This is a genomic window from Staphylococcus sp. GDY8P67P, from assembly GCF_017892545.1.
Lineage (GTDB): Bacteria > Bacillota > Bacilli > Staphylococcales > Staphylococcaceae > Staphylococcus > Staphylococcus ureilyticus.
The window spans coordinates 1-19,351 of sequence record NZ_JAESLH010000004.1 but is presented as its reverse complement, the minus strand read 5'-3'; the positions used below and the strand labels follow the sequence as shown (position 1 = coordinate 19,351).

The following is a 19,351-nucleotide window of genomic DNA, read 5'->3' as shown; positions in this document are numbered from 1 at the left end:
GCTAATATGTACTTATTTTTAAAGTTTCATGTCTATGCTGCACTATTATTTATTTGTAGGTGATAAGCGAATGTATTTCACCTCATCTCGACCAATATCAAACTCAATAGGTGTGTGTGGATAGGTAGTGTGTCGTAATTCTGATTTCGGCATATTTGAACGTTCTATATTTTTTAACAGTGATTGTTCAATGAAAATATCATTAAATATAGGAGGTAAAGCATAATCTATAAAACCATGTTCTCTATTTAACGTACGTATAAATAAAATTAATTTTGAAATAATTGTTTGTTGTTTTAATATAAACTTTCGCTTGTTTAACGTTGTGTGCGTATTGGCATTAAATAATAGTAAATGTGTACATTGTTTATCTTTTGCAACTAAATAATTAGGTTGTATTAATATCGCTTTTCCATAAAATGGCTTTAAGAATTGCATTATATATACAATGGGTTCATATATGCCGTGATGATTCATTAATGCAACGTCATATATACATTTATTCATTAGTTCATAGCCAACAGCAGAACCATTTTTAATCAATTGTATTGTATGTTGCATAATTTCTGATATTCCTAAAGGCGCTTTTTGATTATATTGAGTGAAGTGATTTTTAGTAAGTTTTGAGTACACACATTTATTAGGTTGTAGCTTAGAAAGTGTGACGAATTTATTATAATAATCACTATAACTTGATACATTATCGAATTGATGGCTATGCTTTAATAACATTGTACGTAATTCGCTACGTTCTACATCAATAAAATTAAAGTCAAAATTAAATCTATGTAAGAGTGTGAAAGTGTGTTTAAGGCTTTGAGTTTGGGTTAACACGCCTTCTACATTGATTGCTAATTTGATATTAATATTTAAACTTCTGACTTTAATGTACAATCTGTTTATATCATTTAACTTTAAGTATTCTGAATCAAATAGAATCATAAAGTTATACATATTACCATTAGCATGATATTTAGGTTTGAATATTAAAAATTGGGAAATCACTTGTTCTATTTTTTTATATTCTTCCATGGATTTAATTCTAATAACTACGCCTATACAGTTAGAAAAAATAGCATCGATTAAATTGACAATCCCATTTAAATTGAGTGAAGCTGATGCTAGATTGCTCACATTATTTATAAGTAAATAGCAGTTTGTAAGGTCACTAAAATTAAGTTTTTGATTTAAATTTGTTTGAATTATATCCATTAGATTATCAATATGAATAAAGATGGTAGGTTGTTTTGCCAAATCATTATACTTTAAGTGGTCTAAATTGATAATTTCGTTATCAAGTGATTGATTATGGTCATCTAAGTAGGCTTTGAAATAGTGTGAATATCCGCTAATATCAGTAGTTAATAACGTAATAGGATTATTGTGCAATATATTAAGCTTTTTTCTGTAAGCAAGCGGTGTTAACTTGAGATGATATTTGAATTGATGAGTATAGTTAGCATAATGATTGAAACCTATATTTTCAGAAATAAGATAAATGGTTTTGTTACTATTAATAAGTTCATTAAGAGAAAGCGCAATTTTTAAACTTACTACATAATGTTTAAAGCTAATACCTAAATATTTTTTAAATAAAATCGATATGTATGAACTAGAAATATAAAAAATTGAAGAAATTTCTTTGGACATGATATGTTGTGTAATGTGCTTTTGAATATAATCTGATATTTTATTTAAAAGTTCATTTTCAGAATGGATTGTCGGTATATAAGCATAATCAGTTGATTTTTTAGTTTCTTGCTCTAAGGTAGAAATAAGCTCAGTTAATTGAGGTAATTCCATTGAATTCATAGTATTTAATTTTTCAATCATGTTTAGTATTAAATACTTCAAGTATTCTTGAGCATGCAATGCTTTTGCATCATAATAACAATTAAAAAATAATTGATTAAGCGGGATGATTTGTTGTATTGGTATTTTTAGTTCAACAAGTTGTTCTGCGTGAGTTATACAAAATAAATCACTATGATTGATGATAGCGATATTGTTTTCAACCGAAGTTTGTTTACCATTAATATTGATATTCAATTTACTATTTAATGAAAATAATAGTATGACTTGGTTGATACAACGTTGCGTGTCTGTAGTTAAAAAATCGTGGATACATAATGTGGCATGTTCCATTCTATCTAGCAACTCCTGATAACATATTGTTATATTGACTAAATTACATTATATAATAAATAGTTGTGAATATTAATATATTAAATATAACTATTTTCTTATTTCAAGCGCTAATTCAATCGATAAAATTAAATTGTGTACACCATTAAATTTGGAATAAATAAATTAAACGAACTAATGCTGTAAAAATTTAAAAATTTAAATATTAAAGAGGGAAAATAATGGAGCATATATACTCAAATTATTATGAAATAGAGGAGAAAATCACTGAACGAAAAAAAGATATTTTAGGTGTCGTTCTACACGATGATGCCGAAAATTATTCTGCCAAAAATTACATTACATGGTTAAATAAGCGCATTGAAAAAAACGAATTAGAAAAAGGATGGGCGAGCGTCTACATCGACCAAGACACATGTTACTGGTTTCATCCAACACAATATACTGAATGGCACTGCGGAAATACATTTGCCAATACGCATTATATTGGTATCGAGAGATGTCAGTCTAAAATCAATGGTATATTAACAGATAGTGCATTTATGAAGGTAGAAGAGGTTAGCTTTTGGCTAGCAGCTGCAATTTTAAAGAAATATCAATTGCCTGTTAATAGAGAAACAGTAAGAATCCATAAAGAATTTTATGATACTGAGTGTCCAGCAAGATCGTGGTTAATTCATTTGGAACAAGCTTCAAGCACATTGGAAAACATGAATAGATTGAAAGATTATTTTATCTATAAAATAAAATATTATTATGATGATATTACTAAAGAAGATATTATGCCTTTAGGTTAAGGCCAGTATCAAATTAAAGTCAGCTAATATTTATTTTTACCATCAGCAAAAAATAGTTTGGATTATAATATTTAAAAACGTCAATTCTAATCATATAGAAATTGACGTTTTTATTTTTGAAAATTAACCTGATGTGACAAGCTATTCTCAATATATAAATTTTAATAAAAAAAGTGAAATAAATTTAAAAGGCATGTCTCCTAAATTTTTGAGGAAACAAGCTTTTAGAATATTACAGAAAACCAAAGTACAAATTTCAAGATTCAGTACAATAACACATGATAGAATCTTTCATATTGAGCATAAGCTTTATATCTAGTTATTTTTAAATGTGTGTTTGCTCTATATCAAAACTTTTGCTTTCGCCATAGAAATGCACCTACACATGAAACGATAATTAGTGAAATAGCGATCACGATAACCCAAGAGACATAGCTATGTTCATCAATAGGTAATGGAACATTCATGCCGAAAAAGCTAAATACTAAAGTTGGTAATGTTAAAAAGACAGTAAATAATGTCAATGTTTTCATCGTATTATTCATTTCATTTGAAAGTAGTGATGCATATGAAGTTGTAATACTTTCTAATATATCCGTGTATAATCTTGTGGTCTCTAAAGCTTGATTATTTTCTATGACTAAATCTTCCAACAAATCTTCATCTTCTTCAAATCGTTTAATTGCAGGTAATCTGAAAAGTTTCTTTACTATCGTTTCATTACCTTTTAATGCTGCTAAGAAATAAACTAAACTCTTTTCAACTTCCATTAAATTATATAGTTGTTTGTTTGTAACATTATTTTTTAAATCACGTTCTATACGTAATCTCGTTTTATTTAATAATCTAAGGTTTCTATTATAATGATTCGCGATCGTTAATAATATATTGAGCGCGAATCGGCTATGAAAATGTAAATTTAAATTTTGATGGCTAAATTTTTCTAGAAATTCGTTCTCCACATTACATACAGTAAATATTTTTTTATTACCAATAATAATACCTAGAGGAATTGTTATAAACGAGAGCACATTAAGATTTGTATCATTAACAACTGGCAAATCAAGGATTATGAGGGAATAGCCTGTTTCTTCATCGTATTCAACACGAGAACTTTCCTCAGTATCTAGAGGGTCTCTAATAAAATCTTCTGGTAAATGGTATAAATCTATTAAATGTTCTATTTCTTCCCAATTTGGGTCAACGACATTGATCCATGAAGCATCATGGTCTAAAGTTGATGTTATTATTTCTTGTGTTTGAGTATGTTTATAAGCAGTAATCACAATACAAATCTTCCCTTCATTAAATTCTTAATTATATTAGCGAAGATTAGAGCGGTTGACAAGTATCTTTCAATTTTAATTGTAATACTTATAAAAAGAATTAATTTAAGGATATTATAAGTATCATATTGTAAAATCTGCATGGTTAACGAATTTGGAAAGGTTTGCATGTATTGGTGAAATAAGATTACAGAAATGTTGAGAAAATACGATGTAATTTTAATGATAAATTAACATTAGCTTAACAAAAATTAGTTATACTTCACATAGTTTACAAATATTTTAAAGAGGTGTAACGATGGATTCTTCTGTAATGGAGATTATTTTTACCTTTATTGGTGGATTAGGTATTTTTCTATATGGTATTAAACAAATGGGAGACGGTTTACAAGCCGCAGCTGGTGATAGATTAAGAAGCATTTTAAATACTTTTACAAGTAACCCTTTAATGGGTGTCTTGGCTGGTATGATTGTAACGATATTAATTCAAAGTAGTTCGGGCACAACAGTAATTACTATAGGTCTTGTTAGTGCAGGCTTTATGACAATGCGTCAGGCAATTGGAGTAGTTATGGGAGCGAATATTGGTACTACAGTTACTGCATTTATTATAGGTATTGATATCGGTGAGTATTCGCTGCCAATTTTAGCAATTGGTGCATTTCTAATTTTCTTTATTCAAAAACGTAAAGTGAAAAATGTGGGTATGATTTTATTTGGTTTTGGTGCATTGTTCTATGGTTTAGAACTTATGAGTGGTGCAGTTAAACCATTAGCAAATTTAGACTCTTTTAAACAAATTATGTTAGATATGTCTTCGAATCCATTATATGGTGTGGTAGCAGGTACATTATTAACAGTAATTATCCAAAGTTCAAGTGCCACAATTGGTATTTTACAAGGATTCTTTGCCAATGATTTAATTAGTTTACAGGGTGCACTTCCTGTACTTTTAGGCGATAATATTGGTACGACAATCACGGCAGTACTTGCCAGTTTAGCAGGCTCGTTGGCGGCAAAACGTGTGGCAGCTGTACATGTACTCTTCAATGTAATTGGCGCTATCATTTTCTTAATAATCATGCCTCTCTATCAATTAGTTATTGAATGGATGCAAGGGATTATGAATTTAAAGCCTGAAATGGTTATTGCATTTGCACACGGTACGTTCAATGTAACAAACACAATTATTCAATTGCCATTTATTTTCATCCTAGCATGGATAGTGACGAAGTTAGTACCAGGCGAAGACTTGAATGAAAAATATAAACCAAGAATGTTAGATAAAAATTTAATCAACAGAGCTCCTAACATCGCGTTACAAGAAGCTCAAGATGAAATTCAAAATATAGGTCATATGACTTTCGATATGTTTAGATATGCTAAGAACTATGATGATAAAACAGAAAAAGATATAATTCAGAAGCATGCAGCTGTGGAAAGTATGTATGACAATGTAAGACAATATTTAACAAAAATCTCTGAGAAGAAGATATCCAAACAAGATGCAGAAAGAATGTCTGTGTTATTCGATGTTAATCGAACGTTTATTAAAGTAGCAAGTTTAACAGAAGCTTATTTATTGGATTTAAAGAAAAAAGAAACAGAATCAATTCAAATATCTGCAAAAGCAGAACAAAGTATTGAAAGACTATATGACCATGTCGATGCGTCACTTGAAAAAACAATTGATATGTTTAACGTATATGACAGAGTTAAAAAAGATGAAATCGTTCGTTTGAGTAACGATTCGTATACATTAGAACATGATCTTAGGAAGAAACATATCAAGCGCTTAAGTTCTGGAGAATGTTCTTTAGAAGGTGGTTTGCTATATCTAGATATGATAGCTATCTTAGAGCGTATTGGTTACCATTCTAGAAACATTTCAGAATCTATGATTGATATAGATAATATTGAACATGAGGATGATGAAGTGGAACATACTTTGGGTTGGTCATATTAAAAAGTTATTTTAACCACAATGTATGCAAAATTTAATATCATATAATGAGGCAAGCCATAACAGAAATAAATTTTATGCTTAGTCTTTTAAATTAGAGCGGAATAACATCACTTTATTAAAGGGTGATGTTACTCTGCTCTTTTTTTATGAGAAAAGTGTACTTGGTTAACAATTTTCAATTTAAATGATAAATGGTATGTAAAAAATGGAGTACTCGAGATGGCAAAAGCAATCCCTCTCTTAATCCTTAGTAAAACGATAAGGATACTTGACAAAATGTTGCCGTGAGCATAAGATTGAAACTAATATAATTTTCAGAAATCGATTGGGGGATTGTTTATGACATCTATTAGTATACTTGATCAAAGTCCGATAGATCATAATGAAGCAGTTAGCGACGGGATAAAGAGAACAGTTGAACTCGCTCAATTAGCAGAAAACCTGAATTATACAAGATATTTTGTTGCAGAGCATCATAATATACAAGAAGTCGTTGGTACGAGTCCTGAAATATTAGTTACACATCTATTAAACCAAACAAGTAGAATAAACATTGGTTCTGGTGGGGTTATGCTACAGCATTATAGTCCATTTAAAGTGATTGAGCAGTTTCATTTTATGAGCCAAATCGCTCCGGGAAGAGTAGATTTAGGTATAGGTAAAGCACCTGGTGGTTTTCCTCTAGCGACACAAGCATTGCAAGAAGATATCAAAAGTTCACCTACATCTTTCAATGATAAATTTCATCTATTAAATCAATTTAATAATGGAAACTTTCCTAAAGAAAATCCATATTCAAATTTAAAAACAACGATTCGTAATAAAGAGGTTGAAAAACCACATGTTTTTCTTTTAGGTGGCAGTGAACGATCAGCGCGTTTTGCAGCAGAAGAAAAAGTAGGATTTATTTATGCATATTTTTTGAATTCGGATAATGAACTTTTACAAAAAGCCATTCGTACATACAAAGCATTTTACCCTGAGGGGAGAATAATTGTTGCCTTGGCTGCTGTTGTATCGAATAGCGAAGCGGAGTACGCATTAATTGAAGAAGGGCGTACAAACTATGTTTTACACTTTGATGACGGTCAAAAATTAACGGTATCAAGTGAACACCAAATTGATGATTTTAAAAAGCAAAGTTCAAGGACATTTGAAATTGAAGCACAACAAATAGAGGTATTTAATGGTACAGCTGAGTCCATAAAACAACAGATTCATGAATTAAATATAGATGATGAAGTTGATGAATTTATGTTTCATATGCCCGTTCAAAATCATTCATTACGATTAAAAACAGTAGAGCAATTAGCGCGTGTATATAAAAAATCGACTTTGAAAGCAGGGGTAAAATGACAAATAAAAAAATAGATTTTGGAATTATGTTGAACGGTCCTGGTAGTCATATGCATGCTTGGAAATCAAGTGAGGTTCCAAGTGATGCAAGTACAAATTTTGAATTTCAACTTGAAATTGCTCGCAAAGCAGAAAAAGCTGGCTTCAGTTTCGTTTTTGTAGCAGATGGATTATATATCAATGAAAAATCGATACCACATTTTTTAGATAGACATGAACCTTTAACATTTTTAGCAGCTCTTGCTCCTATAACGCAGCAAATTGGATTAGTTGGTACGATTTCAACTTCGTATAGTGAACCGTTCACAGTGGCCAGACAACTTTCAACCATTGATAACATTAGTAAAGGTCGTGCAGGATGGAATGTGGTAACTTCGCCTTTAGCTGGGAGTGCTGACAATTATAGTAAAGGAGATCATCCAGAACATGATGTTCGATATGATATTGCTGAAGAACATATCCAAGTTGTACAAGGATTATGGGATTCGTACGAAGATGACGCGTTTACGTTCGATGTTGAAAATGGTGAATATGTTGATAAAAGTAAAATGCATACTTTAGATTACAAAGGTCAATATTTCCAAGTTAAAGGTCCTTTGAATGCAAGTCGGTCAGAACAAGGACAACCTGTTATATTCCAAGCAGGAGCTTCTCCTAAAGGACAGGCATATGCAGCTAAATATGCTGATGCCGTTTTTACACTTGGTGAGTCACTTGAAATTGCTAAAAGTAATTATGACAGTATTAAAAAACAAGCCCAAGCATTTGAGCGTAATCCCGACCATGTTAAAGTCTATCCAATGCTAGCACCAGTCATTGGAAAAGATAAAGCCGAAGTAGAGCGACGATTAAATGAACTTAAATCATTAGCAACAATTGAAGAGGCTTTAGACTACTTGGGAAGATATTATGATCACCATGACTTTACTCAATACGAATTAGATGCACCATTTCCAGAGTTAGGTGACGTAGGGAAAAATAGTTTTCGTGCAACTACTGATGCAATTGCTGAACGTGCGAAATCACAAAATTTAACGTTAAGAGAAGTTGCTCTAGAAGAAACTGTAAGACGTTCACCATTTACAGGCACTTATGAAGAAGTAGCAGCATTAATAATTGAATGGTTTGAACAAGGTGCAGCAGATGGCTTTATCTTTGGACCACATGTCTATGGTGAAATATATGATGAATTTTTAAGAGAAGTGTTACCGATATTAGAAACAAAAGGTTATTATTCGAAATCTTATGAAGGTAGTACATTACGTGATCATCTTGGTATTCCGTTTAAAGAAAATCGATATCGAAACACAAAAGTAGAGCATATCTAATTTAAATGATTTTTAAGGAGTGAAATAGAATGTCTGAATATAGTGCAACTTCACATCATTCGCAAACAGATGTTGAACAAGACCAATTAAAAATAAAAGAAAAAAGAAAATTTCAATTGCCACACGTGTTATTAATGATGTTGATGATGATGATGTTTGCATGTTTACTGACATATGTCATTCCAGCTGGTGAATTTGACACGACAAAAAGTGGTGAAATTGTACAAGGAACTTATCATGCTATTTCACAAAATCCAGTTAATCCGTTTTATGCAATTACCTTAATATTAAATGGGGGTATACAATCAGCTCAAACTGTAACTTTATTGCTATTTGTTGGTGGGGCAATTGGAGGTATGTTGCAATTGGACTCAGTGACAAAGTTAACTAATTATATGATATATAGATTTGAACACGCAGGTGCTTTACCACTCATTATAGGATTATTTTCTTTAATGGCGTTTATAGGGTTTTTTGTAGGTGGCGATCAGATGATTGTTTTTGTTACGCTCGGTGTCATTTTAGCGAATAGGTTAAAATTAGATCCAATTATTGCCCTTGGCATGACCTTCCTACCTTTGTATATGGCATTTTCAGTTTCTCCTTCAGGTATGGCTAAAATTGGTCAAATCGTTTATCCGGAAGTCACTTTATATTCAGGATATGGTGGGAGAGCAATTATGTATACGGTGTTTTTATTGGTCACTTTATTATATGTTATCTGGTATGCGAGAAGGGTTATTAAATCACCAAATAAAAGTTTGATGAATACTACATCTTGGCAACAAAATAATGTGCAAACAACAAATACAGAAATTGATTTGAAAGATAGAACAATTAATTGGAGAGATTTGGTTGTAGTAGGATTAGTGATTTTTACACCTATAGTATTAGCAATAGGTAACGGCATGTTAAGTTGGACTGAGAAATATGGAAATGGTGTATTCATTACTGTTTTTGGTATTAGTTTTGTGCTTGCTTACTTAATAAAAAGTAAACGGCCTAGTGAAATGGTGGATGGATTTCTAGCAGGAGCTAAACCAATGCTAGTGGTTGCTTTTGCTATTATCATGGCAAACACAATCAGCGTTATTCTAGAAAAAGGTAAGATTTTAAGTACGATTGTCAACGGATTAACGACACAACTTGATGGTTCGTCAGCTGGTGTCGTATCAATATTAATATTTTTAGTAGCAACAGTATTTAATTTTTTAGTACCATCTGGTTCAGGTTTAATGAGTGTCATGGTTCCAATATTACAACCAGTTACGCATACACTTGGTGTGAATGACCAAATACTGTTAACTTCACTATCTTTTGGCGGTGGATTAGGTAATTTAATTACGCCAACATTGGGTGCGACAGTAGGTGCGATTGCTATTGCGAAAGCTAATTTTAGTTCATGGTTTAAATTTATGGCACCATTGTTTTTAATTTGGGTCATCGTAGGTTCAATTGTGTTGTATATCTTCACTACTGTTGGATGGTCAGGTGGTATATAAAAAGATTGGATAATTATTTTAAGTAAAAAAGCTGTATCAATTAGGTATTAAATTATTCTAATTGATACAGCTTTTTAAATTGTTAATTTTGAAATTAAACAACAGTTAACTTAAATGGCATGTTTTGTAGCCATTTTTTTTGGGGGGGTTCATCAGTAATAACTTCAGTAATATCAGTGATTTTAGCAAATGATAAAGTAGATGAAATATCAAATTTACTGTGGTCTATCAGAGCAATTACTTTTTCACTTTCTTGAACCATCTGCTTTTTGAGTTGAACTTCAGGTAATGAAAAATCAGTCAAACCATTTTCTAAGGTGAAACCGTTTGCAGATAAAAAGAAATAATCAATATGATACATTTCTAAAATTTGTGAATCAATGTTTCCAGTAATTGCATTTGAATCTTGTGATACAAACCCTCCAACTACGAGCACTGTTAAGTTAGGATTTTCTTTTAAGAGTACTGCATTTTCCAATCCATTTGTAATAATCGTAAGTTCCATTGTTGTCTCAGATATTAATTTTGCAAGCTCATATGTAGTTGAACTTGCGTCGATGAGTATGCATTGTTGCGGTTCGATTTTATTTAACGCATGCTCACTTATTTTATGTTTTTCACGATGCTTTTGTGTTAAGCGGTAAGAAAAGTTTAATTTAGAAGTCATCGTATCATTTACTTTTGCTCCGCCATGTGTACGTGTAATCTTATTTTCACTTTCTAAAAGCCTTAAATCGCTCCGAACTGTTGCTTCTGTCACGCTTAAGTAATCTGAAAGTTGTTTTACAGTAGCTCTTTTATGTGACTTTATATAAGTATATATGTGCTCTCGTCGTTCATCTGCATACATTTTCATATGATTCGCAACCTCCTTATGTTCATAATTTAGTTTAACACAATTTTTTATAAAAATAACAAAACAAAAGCAAAACGAAAATAAACGAAAAAATATTTGAAAGAAATGAAAATATATATTAGAATTATAGGTATAAATGAAAGCGTTTTCTAATAAAAGAAGGGGTTGTTGAAAATGACGAATAAAAATTATCCAGACAAAATGAATGCAGTTGTAGCATATGCGCCAGGGGATTATAAATATGAAACAGTAGAGACGCCAACAATTGAGAATTCAAAAGAAATTATAGTGAAAGTTGAAGCATGTGGTATTTGTGCAGGAGATATTAAAGCGTATGGCGGAGCACCAAGTTTTTGGGGTGATGAAACGCAACCTTCTTATATTAAAGCACCGATGATACCGGGCCACGAATTTATTGCACGTATTGTTGAGAAAGGCGAAGATGTGACTGATTTTGAAATAGGTGATCGTGTCATTTCTGAACAGATTGTACCTTGTTGGGAATGTAGATTTTGTAAACGTGGAGAGTATTGGATGTGTGAAAAACACGATTTATACGGTTTCCAAAATAATGTCAATGGCGGTATGGCTGAATACATGAAATTCACTAAAGAAGCAATAAATTATAAAGTTCCTGAAGATCTACCTATAGAAAAAGCAATTCTAATTGAACCATATGCTTGTAGTTTACATGCAGTGCAACGTGCAAACATCAAATTAGGAGATTTCGTTGTATTATCTGGTGCTGGAACACTGGGGCTTGGCATGATAGGAGCTGCTAAAAAATCTGGCGCTGAAACTTTGGTTGTACTAGATATGAAAGATGATCGTTTAGAATTAGCGAAACAGTTTGGTGCAGACATTGTAATGAATCCAGCAAAAGTTGACATAGTAAAAGAAATTAAGGATATGACTGAGGGCTATGGTTGTGATACTTACATTGAAGCGACAGGACATCCTAAATCTGTTGAACAGGGTTTGAGTGCAATTAGAAAACTAGGAAGATTTGTCGAATTTTCTGTATTTGGGGATCCAGTAACTGTTGATTGGAGCATCATTTCTGATCGTAAAGAACTAGATTTAATGGGTAGTCATTTAGGACCTTACTGTTATCCGCTTGTGATAAATGGTATACAAAATGGTGATTATCCAACTGAAGGCGTAGTAACACATCAATTGCCACTGCAAGATTTTGAAGAAGGCTTTGAATTGATGAAAAAAGGAGATAAGTCATTGAAAATTGTGCTTGTACCTTAAAACAGCAAAGTGATAGATAACATAGATAGTTAAAAGGAGAGACTTTAAATGAAAAAGATGATTAATCATCCTGATGACGTTATAGAAGAATTAATGGCCGGATATTTAATTGCTTATCCTGAATATATTAGACGTTCAAACTTGCATCAAAGAGCATTAATTGGAAAAAAACGACACCCTAATCGTAAAGTGAGTGTTTTAATTGGTGGAGGATCAGGACATGAGCCAGCTTTTATCGGATATGTTGGTCAAGGTATGGCTGATGGTGTGGCAGTAGGTAATATTTTCGCTTCACCTTCACCAATTCCTATACAAGCTGTAACTAGAGAAATTCATGACGGCAATGGTGTGTTATATATTTATGGAAATTATGCAGGAGATTTAATGAATTTTGAAATGGCCAGCGAAATGACAGAAGTCGAAGATGATATTGAAACAGCAGTAGTAATAGGAAATGATGATGTTGCTTCAGCGAAGGAAATTGAAGAGAGACGTGGCATAGCAGGTGAATTACTGGTTTATAAAGCTGCAGGTGCTGCTGCTGATTTTGGCTATGATTTGAAGGAAGTACGTCGTATTGCACAACTGGCAAATGATTATACACGTTCGATGGGCATTGGGTTAAGTCCTTGTTATTTACCGCAAACAGGAAAACCAAGTTTTGATCTTGAAGATAATGAGATGGAAATTGGATTAGGACATCATGGTGAACCAGGTATTGAAAAAACAACGATTCGCACAGCAAAAGAAACCGTCCAAGTTATTATGAAAAACATTTTGAAAGAAGGTCTTTATCAATCAGATGATGAAGTGGTTGTGTTAGTAAATGGGTTGGGTGCAACCTCACAAATGGAATTATATATTATCAATAAAGAAGTTGATGCAATATTAAATGAAAATAATATAAAGACGTACAAATCGTATATTGGTAATTTTATTACATCAATGGAAATGGGTGGCTTCTCAGTAACATTGATGAAGGTGGACGAGACGTTAAAGTCATGTATAGATCATCCTGTCGATTGTCCAAATTTTAAAGAAGTCTAGGAGGAAATTGTAGTGACATTAACAAGTGAAACATATAAATCATTCATCCTAGCATTAGCTGAGTTGTTTGAAGAACAAAAAGATAACTTATGTGAATTAGATAGAAAAATAGGTGATGGTGATCATGGTGTGACGATGAATATTGGTTATCAAGCTGTAAAAGGTACGATTCATAACGAGTTACAAGTACAAGATGATATTGCAAAAATCAGTGTTGCTGTTGGTAAAAGCTTTTTGGATGCAGTCGGGTCATCTGTAGGTCCTTTATATGCTTCAGGTTTTTTAAAGTCAGCAGTTGCAGTGAAAAATAAAACTGAATTAGATGATACAGATTTATATCAATTTTGGATTGCATTCAGTAAAGGAATTAAGGCAAGAGGTAAAGCTGAAATAGGTGATAAAACGATGATTGATACACTTGAACCATTCTATCTTTCATTAGAAACATCTAAATCTCAAACTATTAATTTCAAGGAAGCATTTGAGATTGCACTTTTAGAGGCTAAAAAAGGTATGGAAAGTACAAAGGATATTGTTTCAAATAAAGGCCGTTCTAAGCGATTAGGCTATCGTTCGCAAGGTCATGTAGATCCTGGCGCGATGTCAGCGTATCTGATGTTAAATACATTTAAATCATATGTATAAGTGAAGTGATAAGTATATAAGGAGGAGTTAGAATGAAAATAGCAATCGGTGCAGACCACAATGGTTACGACTTAAAAGAGGCAGTGAAAACGCATATAGAAGCACTCGGCCATGAAGTCGAAGATTTTGGTTGTCATCATTGTGCAGAGACGGATTATCCAGATGTTGCTGCTAAAGTTGGTAAAAGCATCCAACAAGGAGATAATGAACGTGGTATTCTTATTTGTGGAACTGGCATTGGCGTTGCGATAACAGCCAACAAATTAAAAGGCATACGCGCTGCTTTGGCGCATGATTACTATTCTGCAGAGCGTGCACAGTTAAGTAACAATGCTCAAATACTGACTATGGGTGCACAAATTATTGGTATAGAAGTTGCTAAAAAAAATGTTGAAGCTTACTTAAATGTAAGTTGGGAAGGCGGTTCTCAACGTAAAGTAGATAAAATTGTGCAAGTTGAACAAGATGAATTTTAATGCGTTATATTTATGTAAACCATATCATTCTTGAAGAATAAGAAGTTGAGGCCTAAAGCGCATAATTAAAGCAAAGGACTAGTCCGTGTGAGAGTCGACGGATTAGTCCTTTGCTATTTAAATTAAATTTATACATAATTTGTAACTTAGCATTTCTAATAAAAACAAATTTAGCATTAGTTTAATACTTATTTTTATAACAACACATTATAAATATTTTTAATGGAAACAAAACTAATATTTTATTTCTAATTAATTGGAACAATAATATTTAATTTATAATTATTTGTCCAAAAAATGACAAAATGAAATTTATATTGTGAATATATATTTCATTTAATATCATTGATAATATAAACTTTTTGAAAAAGGGGGATGAAAGTGCAATTAACATTTAAACTTCATAAGTTTTCTTATGTTATATTTATAATTTCGTTGATCATTGGGATAGTTACTTGTTCTCAGCAAGTTTCAGCACATGCAACTTTAGAAAAAGTTACTCCAGCACAAAATAGTGTGGTTGAAAACGCGCCAAAAGAAATAACATTACAATTTAATGAACCAGTCCATTCAAAGTATTCAAGCATAAAGATTTATGATGACAATGGTTCTGAATTGACTGAAGTAAAACCAAGTACAACAGGTTCCTCTCAAACATTGACATTTCCTATTGAAAATTTAAATAAAGGTACGCACAGTATAAAATGGCATACAATGTCTGCAGATGGCCATGAAATCAATGATAGTTTTGAATTTTCAGTTGGAAAACAGACAGCAAATGGAATTGATACAGCACCACCGTTTTATGAAAAGGCAGATTTTTGGTTTGGGGTTACGCGCTTTATAATAGAAGGATTATTGATTACACTTACCGGCCTTTATTTTGTCAACCGCTTAGCTAAAAGACAAAGTTTACCTCATTTAAATTTTAAAACATACACGCTGCCAACCATTTTGACGTTGGTCATGATTTCCGTTATCACAGTTTTAATTTATATGATGACTTTATCTTCTGATGTTGTGTCAGATGTGTTAAGTCTACAAAAAGCAACTTTATTGCAAACACCATTCATATTAACAATGATTGCAGTTATCATATTATTATTGCTTTTCACTTTGAAAAATATGGCTACAAGTTGGTATATATTCATTCCAAGTCTAATATTAATTGCGCTTAGTATGTCTGGACATGCTTGGTCTCAATCTGTACCAATATGGTCGATTTTTATCAGAGTGATCCATATTACTGGAATCTCATTTTGGTTAGGCGCTTTGATATACTTAGTGGTGATGGTATTGGGTAAAAAACAATTTGCAGTAAATCAAATGAGACCTTTTTTATTAAAAGTAAATATTAGCGCTGTCATGTTAATTGTCATATCAGGTGTCCTTATGTCAATTGACCAAACGAATGTCTTAACATTGTGGAAAAATATTCAAACGTGGAGCGTTTTATTACTTATTAAGATTCTGCTAACATTTGTGATGATGACGTTAGGATTTTATCAAACAACTAGAGCGCTTGGTAAGCATCGTCAGACAAATAGATTTGCATTAATCATAGAACTAAGTATAGGTATTTTACTCATATTAGCAGGTGTAATTATGAGTCAATTAAATATCCCAGGATAGGAGTTTAAAAGATGAAAAGACAATTTATTTTAGCCATCGCAGTTTGTTTTACTATTTTAGTATTTTCCAAAAGTGCTCATGCACATGTGACTATGAATCCTGACACAAGTGAACCAGGTTCTTATGAAAAATATGATGTTAGAGTTCCAGTAGAAAAAGAAGCGAACACGACAAAAATAGAGTTGAAAGTACCCAAAGGTGTAAATGTTGTAGGTGTTGCACCACAGGAAACATTTGATCATAAATTAACTAAAGATGACGATGGTAATATTACCAAAATCACTTGGACAGCTAAAGATAAAGGTATTGGACCCAATGAATTTGTCGATTTACCTATTCAAGTAGCAAATCCTGATAAAGAAGGCGAATTTAAATGGGATGCTTATCAAACTTATGACGATGGAGAAACTGTAAAATGGAATGGTGATGAAGACGCAGAAAAACCATCACCTATGACTAAAGTATCCAAAAAAGCTGATGTTGATTCTGGAAATAATCAATCGGGCAATGATTCTATCGCTTTATGGATTGTATCTATCATAGCTATTATTTTAGCGCTCATAGCAATTTTTAAAAAGTCTCGTAAAGAAAGATAAAGCATAAGTGATTAAGCTAGTAATCAGATTTTGATTACTGGCTTTTTTGTGAAGTTTGGTGAATTGTCACTGTATTTTAATTAAATTTATTTTATAATAATTTTTAAGGAGGATTTTGAATGCGCAGAATATTATACGCTTTTTTAATTTATACAATCTTAGGATTGCTTAGTGGTTTTTATTATCGTGAATTAACACTTGCTTATGACTTTACAGGTGATACACAATTAGTAGTAGTACATACGCATACGTTAATATTAGGAATGTTTATGCATCTCATTTTATTACCAGTAACAAAAGTATTTAATTTGAGTAGTTATTATTTATTTAATTGGTTCTTTATTGTGTATAATATAGGTGTATTGGTAACGATTGGTATGATGTTTACGAAAGGCACTTACCAAGTGATGGGACTTAAAGTTCCAGAATCATTTGCTGGCTATGCAGGAATGGGGCATACAGTGATTACAGCTGGTTTTATTTTATTATTCTTCTTGCTTAAAAACGCCATTGTCAAAAAATCAGAAAAATAATTTCTCTAAATAGATTTTTAAAACAAATATAGCAATCATAGATATAGCAGACGATCGATACGAATTTGATCGTCTTTTTATTTTATTTTAAAGCCATTATACATATAAAGTAATTAATTATTAAAAAGTCACCCTTTTTAATTGATAAGCATTATCAATAATAGGATAATAGGTATTAATAAGTAGTACATGTAGGAGGATTATTATGGATGATGTAATCATTATCGGTGGTGGACCAGCCGGTTTGTTCGCGAGCTTTTATTCTGGATTAAGAGGGATGAATGTAAGAATTATTGATATTCAAGATAAGCTAGGAGGTAAAATGCACGTGTATCCTGAAAAGATTATTTGGGATATCGGGGGATTGGCACCGAAACCTTGCTATGAAATTATACAAGATACTGTTAATCAAGGACTACATTTTAATCCTAAAGTAAATTTAGAGGAACGTGTGATAGATATTAGGAAATTGGCTGAACGTCATTTTGAAGTAGAGACCAATAAAGGAAATATATATAAATCCAAATCTGTTATTATCGCCATTGGTGGTGGCATCATTAATCCAAAACAACTTGATATCAAGGGAGCAGAAAGATATCAATTAACAAACTTACATTATGTTGTGCAATCTTTAAAACATTTTAAAAACAAAAACGTATTGATTTCAGGGGCAGGTAACTCTGCTCTAGATTGGGCAAATGATTTAAGTGGCTATGCTAAAAGTGTGACATTAATTTATCGAAAAGCGGATATCAAGGGTTATGAAGCAATGAAAAATATATTAGATGGATTGTCAGTAGAAAAGTTACCCAACACACATATCTATCAATTAATAGGAGACGTTACCCAGTCGCGTATAGAACAAGTGATATTGGAAAATATTGAAACAGGGGAACAAGAGGTACGTGCTTTTGACGAAGTCATCGTCAGTCATGGATTCGATAGAGAAAATACATTATTAGAACAATCTACAACTCAAGTTGATATGCATAGTGAATATAATATTAAAGGGTTTGGTAACACTGCAACGAGTATTGAAGGTCTATACGCTTGTGGTGATATTATTTATCATGAAGCAAAAGCACACTTAATCGCGAGTGCTTTTAGCGACGCAGCAAACGCAGCTAATCTAGCAAAGCTTTATGTTGAACCAGAAGCAGCTCCTGAAGGTTATGTATCGAGTCATAATGATGCATTCAAAGAATCTAATAAAGTAGTGATGAAAAAATATTTATAAATCATGGTTTAGCAGTCTGGGGGATGAAAATACATGGTTAAAATAAAGTACGAAGCGCCTACAGTACAAGATTATAGAAATATGAGAAAAAAAGCTGGGTTAAGTGAAAAATCACAAAAGGCGACAGAAAAAGGGATATCAAATGCATGCTTTGACATTACAGTATATGATGATGACTTATTAATAGCGATGGGCAGAGTAATTGGAGATGGCGGTACTGCTTTTCAAATTATTGACATAGCAGTAGAACCACGTTATCAAGGTCAGGGTTATGGTAAACAGGTTATGACTAATATTATGAAATATATATCATCTGTTGCAGAAGATGGTACTTATGTGAGTTTAATCGCAGATTATCCTGCAGATCAATTGTATGAACAATTCGGATTTACGACTACGGAACCTCATTCTTGTGGGATGTATATCAAATACTAAATTTAAATATGTTGAAGAATGTTTAAATGCGAAGCAGTAGTTTAAAGATAGTTATCTATGAAACACACGTCCATTGCTCTATCATAAAGATAGAATCTGACGTGTGTGATGTTGTGCTAATTGATATCATTTTTTAATGATAATACAACGCGTTCACATTCAGAGTGAATGATACCAAACCATCTTTTAGAAAACTATACGGATTAATTTGCGAGATGCAAAGAGAGCTAATCCAGAATGATATGCTCCCTTCAAAG

Annotated in this window: 17 protein-coding genes; 14 read left to right on the top strand and 3 right to left on the bottom strand. The window is 32.1% G+C overall.

What is annotated here, in order from left to right:
- Positions 1-45: 45 nt before the first annotated feature.
- Positions 46-2,145: an AraC family transcriptional regulator Rsp gene (gene rsp / locus KA833_RS00160; protein WP_210128240.1), complete on the bottom strand. Its 2,100-nt coding sequence runs from the start codon at positions 2,143-2,145 to the stop codon at positions 46-48.
- A 221-nt stretch (positions 2,146-2,366) separates the two neighbouring features.
- Here rsp and KA833_RS00155 point away from each other — a divergent pair, with 221 nt between their 5' ends.
- On the top strand, positions 2,367-2,942 hold the full coding sequence (locus KA833_RS00155; protein WP_064209323.1) for a peptidoglycan recognition protein family protein: 576 nt from the start codon (positions 2,367-2,369) through the stop codon (positions 2,940-2,942).
- Between the two features lie 347 nt (positions 2,943-3,289).
- On the opposite strand, the gene KA833_RS00150 is transcribed toward KA833_RS00155, so the two are convergent.
- Positions 3,290-4,228, bottom strand: a complete 939-nt coding sequence (locus KA833_RS00150; protein ID WP_046207586.1) for a magnesium transporter CorA family protein — start codon at positions 4,226-4,228, stop codon at positions 3,290-3,292.
- Positions 4,229-4,526: 298 nt separating this feature from the next.
- On the opposite strand from KA833_RS00150, the gene KA833_RS00145 reads away from it, so the two are divergent.
- The 4 genes from KA833_RS00145 (at position 4,527) to KA833_RS00130 (ending at position 10,380) form a co-directional block, all read left to right on the top strand.
- Complete coding sequence (locus tag KA833_RS00145; protein ID WP_210128241.1) at positions 4,527-6,194, top strand: Na/Pi cotransporter family protein; 1,668 nt, start codon at positions 4,527-4,529, stop codon at positions 6,192-6,194.
- A 339-nt stretch (positions 6,195-6,533) separates the two neighbouring features.
- Positions 6,534-7,550, top strand: a complete 1,017-nt coding sequence (locus tag KA833_RS00140; RefSeq protein ID WP_070812615.1) for an MsnO8 family LLM class oxidoreductase — start codon at positions 6,534-6,536, stop codon at positions 7,548-7,550.
- Entirely contained in the window at positions 7,547-8,878 is a 1,332-nt protein-coding gene (locus tag KA833_RS00135) for an LLM class flavin-dependent oxidoreductase (protein ID WP_064209325.1), read from the top strand. Before KA833_RS00140 ends, KA833_RS00135 begins: the two co-directional genes overlap by 4 nt.
- A 29-nt stretch (positions 8,879-8,907) precedes the next feature.
- Positions 8,908-10,380 carry a Na+/H+ antiporter NhaC family protein gene (locus KA833_RS00130; RefSeq protein ID WP_040030123.1) on the top strand — a complete coding sequence of 491 codons (1,473 nt, stop codon included), beginning with the start codon at positions 8,908-8,910 and terminating at the stop codon, positions 10,378-10,380.
- A gap of 94 nt (positions 10,381-10,474) precedes the next feature.
- Here KA833_RS00130 and KA833_RS00125 read toward each other — a convergent pair whose 3' ends face one another.
- Complete coding sequence (locus KA833_RS00125; protein ID WP_019468844.1) at positions 10,475-11,236, bottom strand: DeoR/GlpR family DNA-binding transcription regulator; 762 nt, start codon at positions 11,234-11,236, stop codon at positions 10,475-10,477.
- A 174-nt stretch (positions 11,237-11,410) separates the two neighbouring features.
- Here KA833_RS00125 and KA833_RS00120 point away from each other — a divergent pair, with 174 nt between their 5' ends.
- The 9 genes from KA833_RS00120 (at position 11,411) to KA833_RS00080 (ending at position 19,094) form a co-directional block, all read left to right on the top strand.
- The gene (locus KA833_RS00120) at positions 11,411-12,493 is read left to right on the top strand and encodes an MDR/zinc-dependent alcohol dehydrogenase-like family protein (RefSeq protein ID WP_064209326.1); all 1,083 of its coding nucleotides are present in this window, start codon (positions 11,411-11,413) and stop codon (positions 12,491-12,493) included.
- A 48-nt stretch (positions 12,494-12,541) separates the two neighbouring features.
- Positions 12,542-13,540, top strand: a complete 999-nt coding sequence (locus KA833_RS00115) for a dihydroxyacetone kinase subunit DhaK (protein WP_046207592.1) — start codon at positions 12,542-12,544, stop codon at positions 13,538-13,540.
- A gap of 12 nt (positions 13,541-13,552) precedes the next feature.
- Positions 13,553-14,185 carry a dihydroxyacetone kinase subunit DhaL gene (gene dhaL / locus KA833_RS00110; protein WP_210128242.1) on the top strand — a complete coding sequence of 211 codons (633 nt, stop codon included), beginning with the start codon at positions 13,553-13,555 and terminating at the stop codon, positions 14,183-14,185.
- A gap of 32 nt (positions 14,186-14,217) precedes the next feature.
- Positions 14,218-14,661, top strand: coding sequence for a ribose 5-phosphate isomerase B (gene rpiB, locus KA833_RS00105; protein WP_019468849.1), 444 nt, complete (start codon positions 14,218-14,220; stop codon positions 14,659-14,661).
- Between the two features lie 375 nt (positions 14,662-15,036).
- On the top strand, positions 15,037-16,293 hold the full coding sequence (locus tag KA833_RS00100) for a copper resistance CopC/CopD family protein (RefSeq protein WP_210128243.1): 1,257 nt from the start codon (positions 15,037-15,039) through the stop codon (positions 16,291-16,293).
- An 11-nt stretch (positions 16,294-16,304) separates the two neighbouring features.
- Entirely contained in the window at positions 16,305-16,889 is a 585-nt protein-coding gene (locus KA833_RS00095; RefSeq protein WP_210128244.1) for a YcnI family copper-binding membrane protein, read from the top strand.
- A 119-nt stretch (positions 16,890-17,008) separates the two neighbouring features.
- Positions 17,009-17,422: a DUF2871 domain-containing protein gene (locus KA833_RS00090; protein WP_019468851.1), complete on the top strand. Its 414-nt coding sequence runs from the start codon at positions 17,009-17,011 to the stop codon at positions 17,420-17,422.
- Between the two features lie 205 nt (positions 17,423-17,627).
- Positions 17,628-18,659, top strand: a complete 1,032-nt coding sequence (locus tag KA833_RS00085) for an NAD(P)/FAD-dependent oxidoreductase (protein ID WP_019468852.1) — start codon at positions 17,628-17,630, stop codon at positions 18,657-18,659.
- Positions 18,660-18,692: 33 nt separating this feature from the next.
- Positions 18,693-19,094: a GNAT family N-acetyltransferase gene (locus tag KA833_RS00080; protein ID WP_210128245.1), complete on the top strand. Its 402-nt coding sequence runs from the start codon at positions 18,693-18,695 to the stop codon at positions 19,092-19,094.
- Positions 19,095-19,351 lie beyond the last annotated feature (257 nt).